6 protein-coding genes are annotated in these 18,607 nt (G+C 50.6%); 4 read left to right on the top strand and 2 right to left on the bottom strand.

Annotation, left to right across the window (positions count from 1 at the left end; all coding sequences use genetic code 11):
- Nucleotides 1–53 precede the first annotated feature (53 nt).
- Nucleotides 54–1,058 (top strand): hypothetical protein, encoded by a 1,005-nt coding sequence (locus tag P8N76_15190; GenBank protein ID MDG2383011.1) that lies wholly within the window; start codon nt 54–56, stop codon nt 1,056–1,058.
- 55 nt (nt 1,059–1,113) lie between these two features.
- Here the strand turns inward: P8N76_15190 and P8N76_15185 are convergent, their stop codons facing one another.
- Entirely contained in the window at nt 1,114–2,718 is a 1,605-nt protein-coding gene (locus P8N76_15185; protein ID MDG2383010.1) for a sulfatase, read from the bottom strand.
- Between the two features lie 414 nt (nt 2,719–3,132).
- Between P8N76_15185 and P8N76_15180 the strand changes: the two genes are divergently transcribed.
- A complete protein-coding gene (locus P8N76_15180; GenBank protein MDG2383009.1) occupies nt 3,133–3,309 on the top strand; it encodes a hypothetical protein in 177 nt (58 codons plus the stop codon).
- Between the two features lie 550 nt (nt 3,310–3,859).
- Entirely contained in the window at nt 3,860–5,854 is a 1,995-nt protein-coding gene (locus tag P8N76_15175; GenBank protein ID MDG2383008.1) for a hypothetical protein, read from the top strand.
- Here the strand turns inward: P8N76_15175 and P8N76_15170 are convergent.
- The gene (locus tag P8N76_15170) at nt 5,810–7,150 is read right to left on the bottom strand and encodes a sulfatase-like hydrolase/transferase (protein ID MDG2383007.1); all 1,341 of its coding nucleotides are present in this window, start codon (nt 7,148–7,150) and stop codon (nt 5,810–5,812) included. The two genes, P8N76_15175 and P8N76_15170, sit on opposite strands and share 45 nt — an antisense overlap.
- A gap of 561 nt (nt 7,151–7,711) precedes the next feature.
- On the opposite strand from P8N76_15170, the gene P8N76_15165 reads away from it, so the two are divergent.
- Entirely contained in the window at nt 7,712–18,517 is a 10,806-nt protein-coding gene (locus P8N76_15165) for an amino acid adenylation domain-containing protein (protein MDG2383006.1), read from the top strand.
- The last annotated feature ends 90 nt before the right edge of the window (nt 18,518–18,607 follow it).

The following is an 18,607-nucleotide window of genomic DNA, read 5'->3' as shown; positions in this document are numbered from 1 at the left end:
GGAATATCAATAATCGGAAGTTGTCCCTTGTTAGGTCGTTGAGAGTCCGATGTATGGAAAAAATTCTCACTAATACCGCTTTGCGAGAACTTAATCAGCAGGGATATGTGCGTACCGGGCTACGGTTACCGGAACCGCTGATGGCCAAGATCCGAGAGCATTTTTCCGGCGTCTCACCGCAATCGTCAAATTGGTCGTTTTTCTACACGCAATCGTTGGAGCATTATGCGACGTCATGGTGGCGGGCCATGTATCTGCGTTTTAAGAAGACCTTTGGAGCAAAAGCACTCCACAGGACCATTCAGGGTGATCGATACGACAAGACAATTTTTGGTTCCACGGATCTTCTGCCTCTCGTGATCAATGAATGCATGGCGAATGGCTTGAGCAACTTTTTGGGTGAAGTGCCTTTGCTGGTGGGACATGATATTTATTTGGAGAATAGTCGGGATAAGACAACCTTCGGCTTTCATGAAGATGGATTTGGATGGGATATTTTTTATCAGAGCGGCGACGATCTTAGCTTCTACATTCCTCTGGTCGATTTAACGGAAGAAACGGGTGGAAGATTATGCGTCGAACAAAACGCTGACAAAACAATTCGATATCGAGATTGGAATCGTCGGATTGTCGAGTTTTCAGAATTTTGTCAATCGGTTGGAGCGGTTGATGAGCGGGGCTTGGTCACCCGAGAAGCAATTATGAAATCGAGAAGACGGAAGATGATTGCTCAGCGTTTTGTTGCGATTTATTACGGCAGAGCTCTTCTCCCCACGCCAAAAAAAGAGGAGCTTCAGCCAGTCGATTTTAAGGCCGGTGAAGTGGTGCTGTTTAACAATAAACGATACCACGATATTGAACCTTGGTGCGATGATAACCTCCGGTCTGTCTACATTATTCGTTGTGTTCCATTGTACGAGTTTGGCATGGCACCGCCGACTGACTTTCTTAATAAAGTTCCTTGTAACCGATATCTGCTCCGAGATCACGGACGCTCTCTGGTTCCATTCGCGGCTGAAAAAGAACTTCCTCACTGTCATCCAGTACCTGTTGATTAGCGAAGAATTGCGTTAGCCGGCTGTCGGTAAATTCGAGGTCCGATCGGGTCCGAATTCAATCCTTGATTCCCCTCGTTGTCTGTTTTAGATCACCATAGGGTAGCGCGTTTTTGGTCGGCATCCATCTGGCATGTTTTCGCATCGCTTGGGTTCGTGACGAGTCTAACGATAGGTTGTTCCACTCGTTCGGATCGTTGTGATGATCATACAGCTCTTCGGTCCCATCGGCATATCGAATGTATCGCCAACGTCGCGACCGGATGGCGTGGTTGTTGAATCCGTAGGTCATCAAAGCTGGCTGGCTAATGGTGAGTTTGGGATCCTGGATTTGCGTTGCCACACTGATTCCTTCATTGTTCGTATTGGCGGGGAGCTTGCATAAGTCGACGAGAGTTGGATAAAGGATCGTCATGTCAATCGGGCTTTCACACACCTGACCGGCGCTATGCGGAGAACGGGGATCGACGACGATGAAGGGGATGTGCGTTGATTTTTCCCAAAGCGCGAACTTTTCGATATGGTCTTTCTCGCCAAGGTGAAAACCGTGATCCGACCAGAGCACGATAATGGTGTTGCCAGCGTGACCGCTCTTGTCGAGGGCGCTGATCAATCGACCGATGGACGCGTCGGCAAAGGTGCAGCAAGCTCCGTAGGCTCGAATGAAATCCGAATAAGATCCCGGCTTTTGCTTTTCCAAGCTTTCCATGCCTTTCCAAAACCACGTTGTTGGTCTCATTAGCGTGCGGGCGCCTGGGGGGAGGTCGTTCCAATCATCTACTTGCCGCAGAGGCAGCGGAATATCATCTGGATAAAAGGCGTGATACCTTGGCGGTGCGTAGAAGGGCGAATGAGGTTTGAAAATGCCGCACGCCAGAAAGAACGGTTGTGCGGGTTCGCTAGACTTGGCAAGGTGACGATTTCGTTTCAGAAAGTCAATCGTATACTTTACCGAGCGGAAGTCGATGGTTTTTTGCTCGTCCTGATCCTTGGGCCACGCGCCCCAATCCGTGTTCCTTGACCCATAGTTGTCAGCGCCGTTGAGCTTTGCGGGCGGCATGTATTGATCATCCATTTCTCGGAACGTTGTCCAAGCTGCTGGATCGTTGAATCTGCCTTTACCATGATGGTGATAGATTTTTCCAAAGCCGGCTGTGTGATATCCGTATTTACCAAAATATTCCGGTAACGTTAGCCGACCCTTTGTCGCATTCCGCCAATCCGTAGCATTTCCATAAACCCCAGTGGTGGCGGGGCGAAGGCCGGTTAACGTGGCGGCGCGCGAGGGATTGCAAGCTGCCGAGACGCAGTAGGCGCGACGGAAGAATACTCCGCGAGTGGCGAGCTGTTCGATGTGCGGCGTCTTAAAAGGACGATCGTGTCCAAATAGGGAAATCCCGTCATTCATGTCGTCGATCGTGATCAAAAGTACGTTGGGAGGCGAAGTCGCCAAGGCGACGGTGAGGTTACAGCAACCGACGGCTGCAAAGGCACCGAAAAAAATAAGGCCGATTCGAAAGGGCATCTTTCCGGTTCGGACCAACTGCTGATAGGAGCTACCGGTCAAGCGTTGCTCTTTGAAGCAGTCGATTCCTTTTTCGAGCGGAAAAACTAGCTCTTCGTTCCAGGTCTTCTCGGACTTTTTGCTCAGATTCGAAGTCATGTGAACGTTCCATGCGTTGCCGATTTTGCCAAGCTGTAAATACCGTCCAAGCAGAGAGCTTCCGTTTCGAAGGCTTGTTGCCAAATAACCTCCAGCTTTTGCTCGGAGGCAGTAAAAAATTGTAGCTGCTCAAGGAAACCCTCTTTCTTCTGACCTGTTGTTATCCACCAAGGGGCAAAATGAAACTATTCGCGAGAGATGGTGGAAAACAGTGTGGTGTCAAACGACGTTTTCCATGGGGGATTCTACCCGAATTGCTTTCTTGGGTTGGGCAAAATCGAATGAAGAGATAAAGAGCCTAGACCAAAAAAACGATCATTTGGCGTGGGATTTTGGACAACTCTACAAAATGCTTGACGCAAACGCCGATCTTTTGAAGACTCAAATGGACGCTTAAATCCTTCGGAGTTCGAAATGGCCTCTATTGACGACATTTATTTTAAGTTCATCACTGAATCGATTGATCTTGCTCGAAAAGCGCAAGAAGCGGATTCGGCCGATCTCGCGTCAGATCTTTGGAAGCTCTCCGGCCAAGCTGCATCGTGGGCAGCGAAAGCTGCAGACCAATGCCAGCGGAGCGATGAAGACTAAATTTCCGCAGAGGGCATGGTCTGGATCAGAGCGTGAAGCGGCCATCAGTACTTTGTATCCCCTGCGTCGGAAATTACTAAACGGCTTGACTTTCCGAAGCCCTCCATTCTGCATCAACGCTCCTGCAGAGCGAACTCTCATTGCTTTGGCCGGATGCCATCAGTGATTGGTAGACCGTTCGGCAGGCAACTCTTCAGCTTATAGGTGTGCAGGTGGGCGCATGTACCTGAGGAACGCGCGGCAAATCTGTCGCCTGAAAACCCACCGTCAGCGTTAATCGTTTTTCCTTTTTGAGAACGGATGTAAATCACAGCACACAAGAAATGTCTTATCCCAAGCTGATTTGTGCCAGGCTACGTTTTAGAAGGCTATCGATCTGGCCATATTTTTAACCGGCTGGTAATTCGCGGTTGAAATCTTTGCAAGAAAAGCGTGTGCGATGATGGATGGGGTGGTTATGATAAGTCGCCGAATAATTGCTGAAAGCGAATTCGGTTTTCGCAATTAGTCAGGTAAATCCATCTTAACGTTGCACTCAGGACGTTCTTCAATGAATCTTTGTAACTCTTCGCTGAGTTTGAGGCGCAGCCGCAAATCATATCGTCATCCTAGTCGCAAGATCGGCCGTGTTGAACAGTTGGAAGCTCGGCAGCTACTTGCCGCGGCCGAAATTGTCGATGGGTACACCGATAGGTGGACCTATCTTCCGGGGGAGACGGTCGAATTGTATTTAAACGGTGCGACCGAGCAGACAAACGTGGACCTCAAAATTTACGACGCGGCCTTAGAACTTCGAGAGACGATCGTAGTCGAACGGTTGAATCCACAGCAGCCGGCGGAGATCGACCCGTGGAAACACGGTTTTGGTTATGTATCGGAGGCGAGCTATACCATTCCTCAGGATATGGAAAGTGGTATTTACTATTTTGGTTTCCCCAAGAAACTGCGAGATTTTCGCGGCGGAAAACAAATCCCCTTTATCGTCAAACGGCCCAGCAAGCAGTCCGATATTGTCTATCTAACAAGCACAAATACTCCGAACCTCTACAACGAGTCAGGAGGTGAAAGCGCCTACACGCAATATGCGACTGACAAGACGCCGACCGTTAGTTTTGAACGTCCTCGAAACACCCATTTTCGTACACCACACCTCAATAAGTGGATGGCGCTTCAGGACTACGATCATCGAGTGATTAGTGATCGAGAGATGGATGATTATTCGGAGTTGTCGGGTTCTAAGCTATTGATCGTTGCCGGTCACAATGAATATTGGTCTGTAAAAGCGCACGAGAACTTAGATCGATTTGTCCGGGAAGGAGGATCGGTCTTGATTTTGGGGGGCAACGTACTGTACCACCCGGTTGAGTACCCGACCGAAGATACCATTCAGGTGGCTGGTCGCACGGACTGGGACGCCGTTCTTTCCAGCATCGGTATGAACTACTGCTGGGGTGGGCGAGGAAACACGTGCGGGAAATGTGATCCTTCGGTTGGATTTCGTGGCTACAAAGTCGTCGACACCACAGCGCCCTTTTTCCGCGGGCTTGAGCTTGAGCGAGGGGAAATCCTGCGAATTCCTTATAATAGTGAATGCGATGGCTTTCCGAATTTGGGGCTGGATAGTGACGATGCGACCGGATTCCCGATTGTCGACCCCGAGTACTCGAGTGACTATTATTTTTTCGATCTGTACGGGTTCGAGTTCGCCCAGATGTCCTGGAAACCATCACCGGGTCGGACCCTAGGCGGTTGGATTGAATTCCAACACACGCCTAACTCGGGGCGCGTCCTCAACGTTGGTGCCACCGACTGGGGCAACTATGGTTTTACCGGTCCGGATGGTGACGACTTCAAATTGCTGACCGAGAATATGGTCGATTACCTTCTGGCGGCGGATCATGTGGAACCCGAAATTGGAGACTTTGACTTTAATGGGGTTCTTGATGAAGCTGACCTGGATCGATTAAGTGCAGCCGTTCATTCACAGCAGGAGCCGGTGTGGAAGTACGACCTTAATGCGGATAGCCACGTATCTGCTACCGACCGTCAAGCCTGGAGCGACTTGGCTGGCCTGACCTGGGGTGATGTTAATGCAGATGCGTTTTTCAACTCAGGCGATCTAATCTCCGTCTTTGCCGCCGGTGAATATGAGGATGGCGTGCCCTTGAATTCTACTTATAACGATGGTGATTGGAACGGCGATCGAGATTTTAACTCGAACGATCTCATCTTCGTGTTTCAAGCCGGCACCTTCACGGCCAATGAGGTTGGTGTGAAGGCTAGATTCGGGGAAGTTGCGGCGGCAGTTGTGGGTGACACGAAGCGAGAGGATGCGACCTTGGAATCTGGTGACGAGGCAGTGCACCGATCCTTATTCGGATCAAGGCAAGAGAAGGTGTTTGTGCTGGGCCAACCGATTGATCGGGTGTTTGACGACTATCAGCCCAGCTTGAGCGAAGACGAGCTCTCCGATGCCTTACTTGCTTTGGAAGATCCGCTCTTAAAGCGATTGTCGCTTGACGTTCCTGGCCCATTGTTGATGTAGGCTAAGCAAGCGTTTTACGATCCGAGGCTGGTGTTGCAGATGGTTCGTGGCTTCTGGTTCAACGTCAGCCAAATTGAAGAGAGCTTGAGCTTCATCTTTCGCTGATTTTGTTTTTCCGATTAGTTTCCAATCTCCGTCGCGAATTGCCCATTGATTGGCCCAGCCGAAGTGGAGCACGCCGCGGTAGGCCGATGGCAGAGAAGCCGATCGCACAAAAGGTAGCACGCTGTGCCCATCGACGATCGGTGCGTTGGGTTTGCGAGTAATGTTGCACAAGTCCAGGATTGTGGGATACCAGTCCATTGCGGTGATGATCTGGTCACGTGTTTCGTGCTGCGGTAGACCTGCGGGGTAGCTGATAATGGCGGGCACTCGAATGCCGCCTTCCAGAAATGTACCTTTGCAGCCACGCCATTTTCCCGTGTAACCGCCTCCGCTTGCTCCATAGAAATATTCTTTCGCTAATCCGCTAGTGTGGTTGTTGGTGCGTATTCGGTTCGTGGTTTCCTCCGAGTGGCCATTATCACCCATCAGGATCATGATCGTTGACTCTCGGAGTCCATGTTCTTCAATCTTTTGGATGATCTTCCCGATGTAGTGATCCGTGGTCGTCAGCACCGCGTTATAGGAACGTCGGGCTGGGTCCGTTAGATCTTTGTAAGGTTCTCGGAATCGAGTCAGCGATTGTTCCGGGTAATGGGGGATGTTAAAAGCAGCGTAGAGGAAGAATGGACGATGCTTGTTGTGATCGATGAACTTCAAGGATCGCTCGGTCATCAACTCCGGAAAATAGTCTCCCTTTGCGTTAACCCGAGTTGTGCCGTCATAGAGATCTGGAAAACCGTTCCCGTGTAGGAAATGGTGGTTGTAGTTGTCAATGAAGCCACCCCGCAGTCCAAAAAAATGGTCGAATCCCTGTTTCTTCGGTCCGTAGTCCTTGTGGGCTCCCAGATGCCATTTGCCAAATAGACCTGTGGTGTAGCCTGAGTCCTGCAATGCCTCGGCAAGTGTGTATTCATCAAGTGGCATGTTCCGACCAGCTGCGCCGTTCATGTCACCTTGGGTCCAAGTTGTGATACCGCTGCGTTGCGGATACCGGCCAGTCAATAGCATTGCACGGGCTGGGCAACAGACTGTATGCGAATATGCCTGAGTGAAGCGAATCCCTGTTTCCGCTAGCCGATCGATATTTGGTGTTAGCAGGTCACTCGCACCGTAGCAGTTGGCGTCAAGCGATCCATGATCATCTGTGAAGAATATGATCACATTGGGCTGAGGATGCTCGTTTGAAGTCACTTCCGATGCGAGCAAGGCCAGGATAACGATCGGAGCGAAACATGATCGGATCCCGATTCGGTAGCGGAAAACAAAATGGGTAGGGTGTTTTGTCTTCAATGATTTTGGTTGCCTGTGAAAGTGAGTCCCATGTGAAATGCTGCTTCCTGGTGAGGCAGTGCGCGGATGCTGTATCGTCTCCAGGAAAAGCTCGGTGGAGCCGCCGCATTATATCCGTTGAGTGCCCCCCCCCTCCTCCTCCCCCCCCCGTTCATGGTTCGAGCCGGATAACCAGCGGGGCGAAGGCCGATTTGAACGCTTTCTTCGACAATATTACCTGCCTGTATTAACCTGTTCTAAGGACGAAGCAGGATCGGTTTTGCGACCTGGAAATAGCTTTTTTGTGGTTTGTGACTCTCGTGACTCTCGTGACGCGAGCCTGTCGCCCTGTTTTCGAAATTGTGGATCTGTGGAAGTAGGAAGGTGTACTGGATGAAATAAGTTTTGTTAATGGTGTAACTTGAGTTGTTTTTTAACCCTTTGAGGCGGTTTGGGTGCGACGTGATCACTGATTGGTATAAAATGTTTGACCGGAATATTCGAGGCGATGTGGATCGCCCGGTTATTCTCACTAGCGACCGGGCAGCTTTGACGTGGGATGATTTGAATCTGCAATTGTCTGCGGCTCAAGACTGGTGTGCGCGATGCGGAATTGACGGTCGCGATCGAATCGCATTTGCCATACCCGACGGTCCTGAGTTAGCCGTTGCCACAATTTGTTTTTCAAGCGTCGCGGCGTGTGCGCCGCTCAATCCGAGCTGTCGTCGGCCCGAGTTTGATTTTTATTTGTCCGACTTACAGGCCACCGTTTTGATTGTGTGCGAGGGGCATGAAACGCCGGCTCGAGATGCTGCTAAGAATTTGGGTTTGCGGATCGTCGAACTGAGTCCGGATGATACGACGGGCGGAAAGTTCAGTTTGCGAACGGAGAGTAGATCTGGCCCGAGCGAGCTTGCACCCCGTGAACCCGGTGATACGGCGTTGCTGTTGCACACCTCAGGGACGTCAGCGACGCCGAAGCTAGTGAATCTGACTTACGCCAATCTTTTTGCGAGTGCGCAAGACATTGGAAAAGTTCTTGAGTTGGGGCCTGATGATCGATGTTTGAACGTCATGCCACTCTTTCATATACATGGCCTCAGTACCGTCTTCGCGTCATTGGCCTCTGGCGGTAGCGTTGTCTGTGAAAAAGAATTCTCAGCTGCAAACTTTTTTAGGATGTTGGAGCAAGTCAAGCCAACGTGGTACACCGCGTCGCCGACAATTCACCGACTGATTCGAGATGAGGCTCGTAAAAAGGAACACACAATCAGGGGGTCGTCACTCCGATTTATTCGTTCGGCGTCAGCGCCAATGACAAACGACTTAATTGAGGAAATGACCGATATTTTTGGCGTTCCCTTCATTGAGGCGTATGGGATGACCGAGGCGGGTCCGCAGATCTCAAGTAATCCGTTGACGTCCGGAAAGCGTAAGCTGGGGTCGGTCGGGTTTCCTGCTGGACCCGAGGTTGTCATCTTCGACGATGTCGGTGGAATTCTCGCTAGAGAAAATGTGGGAGAAATCGCGATCCGAGGTGCGAATGTAACGCCTGGATATGTTGGCCAAAATCGTGCAGCAGAATCGGTGTCCGAAAACAGTTGGCTTCGAACTGGCGACATCGGGTATTTTGATGATGAAGGCTATCTCTTTGTTGCTGGGCGGAAAAAGGAAATCATTAATCGTGGAGGTGAAAAAATTTCGCCCCGCGAGGTAGAGAGTGTGTTGACTTCGCATCGTTACGTCGATCAAGCCATTTGTTTTCCGATTAATCATCGTGTGTTGGGGGAAGACATTGCTGCTGTGATCGTGTTGAACACGGAGGCTGACTCTGATTCTCGGCCCGATCAGAATTCGAGAAATGTGGCCATGGTGAGCGATGTTCGCGAGTTTGCAAATGCTCGGATCGCTCAATTTAAGGTTCCGCAACAAATTGTATTTGTTAATGAAATTCCTGTCGGGAGCACCGGAAAAGTAAAGCGATCTGGATTGGCGGACTTGTTGGCGGAAGATTTAGAAGGGAGTTCGCTGCAACCGCAAGCCAGTGAAACAATCGATGGTGAACTGCGGTCGTTAATTTCAAACGTCTGGGCGGATGTGATCAGTGAGCGGCCGGTGAATTCTCACGACAACTTTTTTCAGCTGGGAGGGCATTCGCTTGTCGCGACGGAGGTCATCAATCGTCTTAACGATCAACTTGGCATTACCCTGCCAAGTAATCTTTTGTTTGACGCGCCGACCCTAGGGGGATTTTCGGAGGCTGTAGGACGCCAGATTACCAGCTTGCTTTTCTCGGGCAATATGAAGCTAGTTTCCAAAACGGTGGATGAAAGTCGTTCTGATGAATCCGATGGGATTCTGCGAACTTCGGACGCTGATCAAGTCCCTTTGTCGTTCGCGCAGAGAAGAATGTGGTTTCTTGACCAAATGGGCGCGGGATTTGCCTACAACATGGTCCAAGCATGGCGGTTGTTGGGTCGGTTGGATACTCCTGCTTTGTGTGAAGCATTCGATGAAATTGTGCGCCGGCATGAAGCAATTCGCACGACTTTTTCCAAGCAGAATGGCGATGTCGTTCAGATGGTCAACTCTCATGTTCCTTTTGATTTATCTGTTGTCGATCTAAGTGACCTGACAACGGAAGAACAGATCATCAGTATCAGCGAACAGATGAAGGACCAATCGAATCTTCCATTCGATCTAAAACGTGACTTAATGTTACGAGCGTCGCTGCTTCGTTTGGATGAAGAGGAGCACATCTTGTTGTTGTCGATCCATCACATTGCCAGCGATGGTTGGTCGATGAAGGTTTTGACGAAAGAGTTGTCGCAACTGTATGCCGTTTTTTTGCGAGGGCAAGATTCACCGTTGGCAGAACTGCCCGTGCAGTATGCGGCATATACCAAACGCCGACTCGATGAACTCGATGAACTTGATGAACTCAATGAACAGAGTTTCAACGAAGAACTGATTGCCTACTGGCGGCAAAAGCTGGATGGACTTTCTGAGTTGGAACTCCCTACGGATCATCCACGACCTGCACGTTTCAGTTATCGTGGCAATCGGCGAGAATTTGTGTTGGGAGACGAGCTTGTTGAACGACTGATGCTGCTTTCGCGCAGGGAGAGTGTGACAATGCAGATGACACTGCTCGGCGCCTTTCAGACATTGCTTTCGCGTTTAAGTGGACAGCAGGACATTACAGTAGGGACGCCGATTGCCGGACGTCATGCGCTTGAAACGGAAAACCTGATCGGATTATTCGTCAACACAATTGTGCTACGGACAATGTTGTCCAGGGAGCTCTCTTTTCGACAAGTGTTGGACCGTGTACGGGAAACATCTTTAGACGCTTATGATCATCAGGATTTAGCTTTCGAGCGGCTTGTTGAGAAGCTTGCGCCAGAACGACAGCTTGATCGAAATCCGTTGTTTCAAGTGATGTTTCAGTTCACGGAATTTGGCGATCAAGGGTTGATGTTAGCTGGGCTGGAATCCCAGCTGATGCATTTCCCCAGACAAATGGTTCAATTCGATTTGACGATGAGTTTAACGTCCCGGTCAGATGGGATTCATGGAACTCTTGCCTACAGCACGGATCTATTTGAAGTTGCGACTATCGATCGGATTAGTGAGCAGTTCGTAACGATCTTGGAAAGCGTCGCGACTGATCCGGAACAACCTGTTGGTGAAATTGCTCTGTCGACGGATGCCATCAATTGCGTCTTGATTGGCAGAGATTCTTTTGTCCAGCCCTGTGCCGATTATCTCTTGAAACAGGGGCACCGGATCGATGGGATTGTCTCCTCTGGAGCCGCGTGTGAGGCCTGGGCTAACGCTCATCAATTGGAGTTCATTCCCGATGATTCGGACTGGGCGACCGTGTTGTCGAATAAATCCTTCGATTACCTTTTCAGTTTGTACAACACACAGATTATACCGCCGGACGTTCTGCGGCAGCCTCGCCTCGGTGCAGTTAATTTGCATGATGCAATTTTGCCCAAGTATGCAGGGCTCTATGCGCCAAGTTGGGCTATTTGCCATGGTGAAGCGAAGCATGGGATCACGTGGCATCTGATGACAGAGGAAATTGATGGCGGCGATACACTGCTGCAAGAATCCTTTGCTATCGACGATCTGGAAACGGCCTTGACGATCAATGCGAAGTGTTTCGAGGCAACCCTGCAAAGCTTTCCCCGATTGGTGGAGGGACTAACCAAAGGTGATGTTCATCCCCAACCACAAGAATTTGATAAGCGAACTTATTACCGGGCAACAGATAAAATGCAGCCGGGGTGCCTGATACCTTGGCATCATACTGCCGATGAGGTTTGCCGATTTGTTCGAGCACTGGATTTTGGGCATGTGGAAAATCCTATCGGTAAGCCCAAGATTGCTGTCAATGGCCATTGGTACCTGATCGAAAATGTGGAAAAGCTGCCGGCAAAATCAATTCATCCGCCGGGGACGATTGTCGATTGTTCGGAGGCTTGTATTGTCGTCTCAACGGCGACCAATGATGTTGGCTTTCGCAAGATAGGTACGATTGATGGGCAGTCTCTGGAAATCGAATCCTGGTTCGACGAAGTTGAACGGAAACACGGGGCGACACCGATTCAGCAGGATTTCGTGAGCTGCGATCAAATACGAGCTGTTGAGAAACAGTGTGCTCATCGCGAAGCTTTTTGGGGTGCTCGTTTAAGCACGCTCAATCCATTTGCTCTGGAACTCATCAATGAGGTTCCCAGGGTTCGTCCGGACAAGCCAGCCGTGAAGTGTTTGTTGGTTAATTGCGGATCAGATCTCGAAGGGTTCCGCCGAGAGACGGGTTGTTCGACGGCCGCAGTTTGGACCGCCGTAGTGGCAGCTTATCTCGCGAGATTTTCTCAAGATGAATGCTTTGACCTGGGCTTTGTCCGTTCTGAGTTGAACGATCAGTTGAACGGAGTGGAAGGTTTGTTTTCTACCACCGTGCCGTTCAGAGTTGAGGCGCGGGGTGAGCATTCATTCGGTGAATTTGTCACTCGGATCAAGAAAGAATTGCGGCTGCTCGATCGCAATTGTACTTTTGCTCGCGATATCCTCTCCCGATTTCCTGAACTGGTTAACTTGATGGGAACGCCGGTCGAAGATCGGTTGCCGATCCGCGTAGTATGGGATCAGGTCGACAAAATTACGGAATGGGAAACGGAGCAAATTACTTTCGTGGTGCCACCAAGTGGAAACGAAATTCGGCTCCTCTACGACGAATCGCACGTTTCTTCGTCGGTGGCAGCCCAAATTGTGGCTGCTTTATCGATTTTTGCGCGGTCGGCTTTGGGCGAGCCGGAACGGCGACTTCGCGACATACCGGTGACTTCAGGTTCGTTAGTTGCCCCGATCCCACCTGACTCGGCCAGGGCCGTGGGGCAACGGTCCAACTTGTTGTTACACCAATTATTTGAGGGGCAGGTGAGGCGATCGCCGGAATCGGTAGCGCTGGAGTACGATGGTGAAAAGCTCAGCTACGCCGAGTTAAACGGCCGTGCGAATCAACTTGCTAGATTTCTTCAGTTGCACGGTGTGGGCACCGAATCTTTGGTCGGTATTTTTCTTCACCGTGGGTTCGATCAGATCGTCTCGATACTCGCCGTTTTGAAGGTTGGTGCGGCTTATGTTCCGCTGGATCCGCACTATCCTGATTCTTATCTTGAACAGATTATCCAAAAGGCAGATTTACAAGCCGTTATCCAACGCGGCCACGACAAAGATGTCGGGAACGTTGCTTCGGCAAACCGAATTTGCCTCGATTTACAGGGCGATTTGATCCGGTTTGAATCTCGCTTGGATTTAGAGGACGTCGCATCAGCCGATCGCTTGGCCTACGTGATTCATACGTCGGGCACATCGGGCGTGCCAAATGGCGTAATGATCGAACATCATTCCATCGTCCAATTTACCCTTGCCGCGATTGGTTGTTACGGGTTCGGTCCGGCAGATCGGGTACTGCAGTTTGCCTCGATTTGCTTTGATGCATCCCTCGAAGAAATCTTTCCGTGTCTCTGTAGTGGTGGCACTCTGGTGATGCGTAACGATCTGATGTTGGCGTCGGCAGAAAAGTTTATTGACACGATTGCGGAGCAGGCGATTAGCGTCTTGGATTTGCCCACGTCCTATTGGTACGGCGTCATCACAGAGATGAATTCGCTGAAATTACCACTGCCGAACTGTCTGCGGTTGGTCGTCATTGGGGGCGAGCAGGCTCCTGGAGACAGTGGGAAACATTGGAAGCATCTACTTTCATATCGCCAATCGTCCTGCCAGCTTCCGACGTTGATCAATAGTTACGGACCAACGGAAACCACTGTTGTCGCGACTGTCTTCGAGTTAGGGCCGTTGGACGAAGTATCGGACTCGCTTGGTATTCCAATCGGTTTGCCTCTCGGTGACGCGATGGCGGTGATCGTCGATGTTTGGCAGCAGCCGGTGCCTCGTGGTGTTGCAGGTGAATTATTGATTGGAGGGGCTGGGCTTGCGAGGGGCTATTTGCATGATCTTGAGTTGACTCGACAGCGATTTATCGACCCCAATGATGCGCTCGATCTGCTTTTGGAATCGAAACCCCTCAATGAAAGGCGGTTTTACACGACGGGGGATTTGGTTGCTGAACGGTCAGATGGCGTGATGCTGTTTATGCGGCGCATTGATGCCGAGATAAAAGTGCGTGGGTATCGTATCGCGCCCCGGCAAATTGAAACGGCACTCAACGAGCATGCCGATATTCTACAAAGCACTGTTTTGTTGTGTGGCGATGGTGAGCAACGTTTAGTTGCGTATTATGTTGCATCCGGCCAGGGTCCTCTGGATTCTAATGTGCTGGTTGAACACTTAGGAATGAGGCTGCCCGAATATATGTTGCCCGGGGCCTACGTTCGGGTGGATGCGATTCCGCTGACTGGTAGCGGAAAAGTCGATGCGGGAAAGTTACCGCTGCCTGCTGACGTGAATTCCAGTCTCAAAGATATTCTCGATCCGCCGACGACTCCCACCGAGAAACAATTAGCGGCGATCTGGTGTGAAGTTCTTGGGGTTGAAGAGGTCGGTATCCACGACAATTTTTTCTCGCTTGGAGGCCATTCTTTGTTGGCGATCCGTCTCAATGCTCGAATGATGGCCACCTATGAAAGAGAATTTCGTTTGAGTGAGGTGTTCGACCATCCCACGATTGCCCAATTGGCGAGTCAGGTCGATTCGATTCCGGCTCAGGCAGCGTCGAGAATTCAGCCGATTGACCGCAGCGAGCTGGCACGGATCCCCCTTTCGTTTGGCCAGCAGCGACTTTGGTTCTTAATGCAAATGGAGGAAGAACTTACTGCCTACAACATGGCATTGGCGTATCGGATGCGAGGCAAATTAAATCTAAAAGCCTTACGCCGATCGCTAGAAGAGATCGTGCGTCGTCACGAGCCATTGCGCACTACCTTTGAGGTGATCGAAGGTGCTCCAGTTCAAGTGGTTGGCGACCTCGATGATCGGCTTCAGTTCAATATCGAGGATCTCCGCTCGATAGACCCGGCAGAACAGGAACGGGAAGTAACTCGGCGTCGACTGGCCGAAGCCGATAAGCCTTTTAACTTGACTCGTGACCTGATGATACGGCTTGTGGTGCTGCGGACGACCGACGATGAGCAGGTCTTGCTAATCACTTTGCATCATGTCGCGAGCGATGGTTGGTCGATCGGAATTCTGCACCAAGAACTTCAATTGCTTTACGATGCTTACTGTCAGGGTATCGATCCGCAGCTGTCGAATTTTGCTGTTGGGTATGTTGACTACGCAGTTTGGCAACGTCAGATGCTGTCCGATCAGGGCAGTGAATCACTGGTTAGCTATTGGCGAGACCAATTGCAGAATCTCAGTTGCCTTGAACTGCCGACCGACCGACCTCGGCCGCAGGTGTTGACCTATGAGGGAGCGACGGTGGAGTTCGATCTTGCAGCGGGATTGGTCGATCGACTTACCTCGCTGAATCAACAAACTCGCTTGACGATGCAAATGACGCTGCTGGCAGCCTTTCAAATCTTGTTGGCCAGATACAGCGGGCAGCAAGATATCGCGGTTGGTACGACCGTTTTGGGACGCAACTTAAATGAGTGGCAAAACCAGATTGGATTTTTTGTCAACACACTTGTGCTGCGGACGAATTTGTCGGGTAATCCTACGTTTCGGGAAGTAATCGAACAGGTGCGACAAACTTCGTTAGATGCCTATGAGCATCAAGATTTACCCTTTGAGCGGCTGGTTGAGGAACTCATGCCAGAACGGTACCGTGATCGAAGTCCACTGTTTCAGGTGTTGTTTCAGCTGATTGAGCTAAATGTCCAACCGCTGTCACTCTACGAAATGACGGTTCACAAGCTGCCTTCGCAGAACCGAAGTGTACGTTTTGATTTAGAAATGCAGCTGTGCCGGGATGATCACGATATTCGTGGGGCAATCGTCTACCGTACTGATCTATTCGAGAGGACGACGATCCAGCGGATGATTCGTCATTTCACCGTTCTACTCGAAAACATCGTTTCCGATCCGGATCAGCCGATTGATCAATTATCGTTGCTAGATGATTCGGAGCGAAAGCAAGTTCTTCGTGATTGGAATGACACGACGGTTGAATATCCTGATGACAAGTGCGTGCATGAAATCTTCGAGCAACAAGTGGATCGCACTCCAAATGCGATTGCGGTGGAATTTGAAGATCAACAACTGACTTATCGTGAACTCAATGAACGGTCCAATCAGTTAGCTCATCACCTGCGCTCTCTTGGTGTTGCTGGGGAGACGGTTGTGGGACTTTGTCTGGAAAGATCACCGGAGCTGGTGATCGGCATCTTAGCAATTCTAAAGGCGGGTAGTTCTTACCTACCCTTTGATGTGGATTTGCCGACACAACGTAGGGAGTTCATGTTTGACGACGGCGGTGTCAAGTTTTTGGTGACACAGCAGACGCTCGTTTCGAGCCTTCCAGTCGAGGGTTGTCAAGTTGTTTGTGTGGATCGAGATGATCGGTTGATACGAGGTCAGTCTCGAATGAATCTCGCATTACGGGTTGACGCCGACCAACTCGCCTATGTGATGTACACCTCCGGATCGACCGGTGTTCCGAAAGGTGTCGCGATACAGCACGCCAGCATTGCACGACTCGTTTTTGGAAACACCTATATCCGCTTTGCTTCGGACCGCGTATTTCTTCAGTTAGCGTCTACGTCATTCGATGCTTCCACCTTCGAAGTGTGGGGGGCTCTGTTGCACGGTGCAAAACTTGTGATCGCACCGACTGATTTGCCGAGTTTCTCCGAACTTGAGGCTTTGCTCAAGAAGAAGGCAGTGACAACGTTATGGCTAACGGCATCTCATTTGAATCAGATAGTTGACTATCGTCCGGAAATACTTAGCAGTGTTGACGAGGTGTTGAGTGGAGGAGAGCCGTTGTCAGTGCCACATATTCGCAAGGCACAGTTGGCTCTTGGTGACGGAGTCCAATTCGTAAATGGCTATGGTCCCACCGAATGCACAACGTTCAGTACCTGTTATCGGATACCTGCAGATCTCGATTCTGAATTGTTATCGATTCCGATTGGTCGACCGATCGCCAATACGGAGGTCTATGTCCTGGATGGTCGCCTCGAACCGGTTCCGATTGGCTTACCCGGAGAGCTCTACATTGGCGGTGCCGGGCTGGCTCGCGGTTATTGCAATCGTGCAGAGCTGACTGACGAGAAGTTCGTTCCCAATCCGTTTGATGATGAATCCGGCTCGCGATTATATCGCACGGGTGATCGTTGCCGTTGGCTTGCGGACGGCAATCTTGAATTCTTGGGTCGCATGGATAATCAGGTGAAGCTGCGAGGATTTCGCATCGAATTGGGTGAAATTGAGGTGAGGTTGCTCGAACATCCGTCCATCGTCCAGGCGGTCGTCATGTGCCGCGAGGACCGCCCCGGCGATAAACGTCTTGTCGCCTATTATGTGGCAGAGGGTCAGGGAGAGCCGTCTAACGCGGATCTGGTTCGCCACATCCAGGAGAAGTTGCCACAGTATATGGTTCCGACAAACTGGCTGGTGATGGACGAATTGCCCCTTACTTTAAACGGTAAGATTGACCGTCGATCCTTACCAGTGCCAGAAGGTTTTCGGCCCGATCTTGACGTTGGCTATGTCGCGCCTCGAAGCCCCGTGGAACAGCAACTGGCATCGCTTTGGTGCGATGTTTTGGACATTGAAGAGGTGGGAATCGACGACAATTTCTTTGAGTTGGGCGGACACTCTCTGATGGCGGTGAGGTTGTTTGCGCTAATCGAACAAAGCTTTGGTCGGATGCTTCCTCTCGCTTCGGTGTTTCAATCTAGTACGATTTCGCAGCTTGCCAGCTTACTTGATGAAAAAGATCCGACCCATCAGCTCGCAAGTGTCGTGCCGATCCGTCTTGATCGAAGTGGACGACCGCTGTTTGTTTTGCCAACAATTACTGGCGAAACGGTGATATCAACGGCCTTGTTGTCCGCACTTGAAATCCCCGTATTCGGGATTCAGCCGTCTCTGGAGCCAGAGAACCGAGAGCACTTCAGGGGCTTTCGCCAAACTGCGCAGTGTTTGGTTGCAGCCTTGCGAGCTCATCAGCCAAGCGGCCCCTATTCCTTGATCGGATTTTCCTATGGAGGGATGATGGCGTTCGAAGTGGCTTGTATACTTCGTGAAGTGGGGGAGGAGGTCGATCTACTTGCGGTGATCGACACCGGCCCGAGGCGGCGACGAGGCTCTCAGAGTTTTCAAGATCGATGTCTTCGAATGGGGCGGGTGATCAGGAATCTTCCGTTATGGATACGAGAAGAGTTTTGTCGTTTTGAATTTGGGCGAGGAATGGAACGTTTCACTCGTTTCGTTTCTTTTTACCGACGTCGGCTATTCAGCAGAGGACGATCGGTAGCGGAATTTAGTGATATTTGGGATGAAAGTCCCTTTTCGGAACGTCAAAGAGAGGTTTTACGAATCGCGTATCAAGCGGTGTCCAAATATCAGCCCGGTTATTTCGCTGGCGAGTTAAATTTGTTGCGAGCAAAAACTCAGCCATTATTGCGGGGTGCGGCCTTTGATTATGGCTGGTCTTCGTTTACTCGGCGTCTAAATGTTCATCTCTTCAACGGCGATCATGAGAGCATCCTCGAGACGCCGAATGTTCAGGAATTAGCCCGCAAACTAAATGATCTGTTGGAAGCACGAAAGGACTGTCGAGTTTCCACGCGGAGAGAGTGACACGGACCGAAGCGGTTCGAGGATGCGAAACAAGTTCGGTCGCTTCTTTTTCAGATTGTTGCTTTGATAGGGTTTGCGTGCGATGGCGGG

Source organism: Pirellulaceae bacterium (genome assembly GCA_029243025.1).
Classification (GTDB): Bacteria; Planctomycetota; Planctomycetia; order Pirellulales; family Pirellulaceae.
The sequence above is the reverse complement of the archived record's forward strand: the minus strand, read 5'-3'. Positions and strand labels throughout refer to the sequence as shown.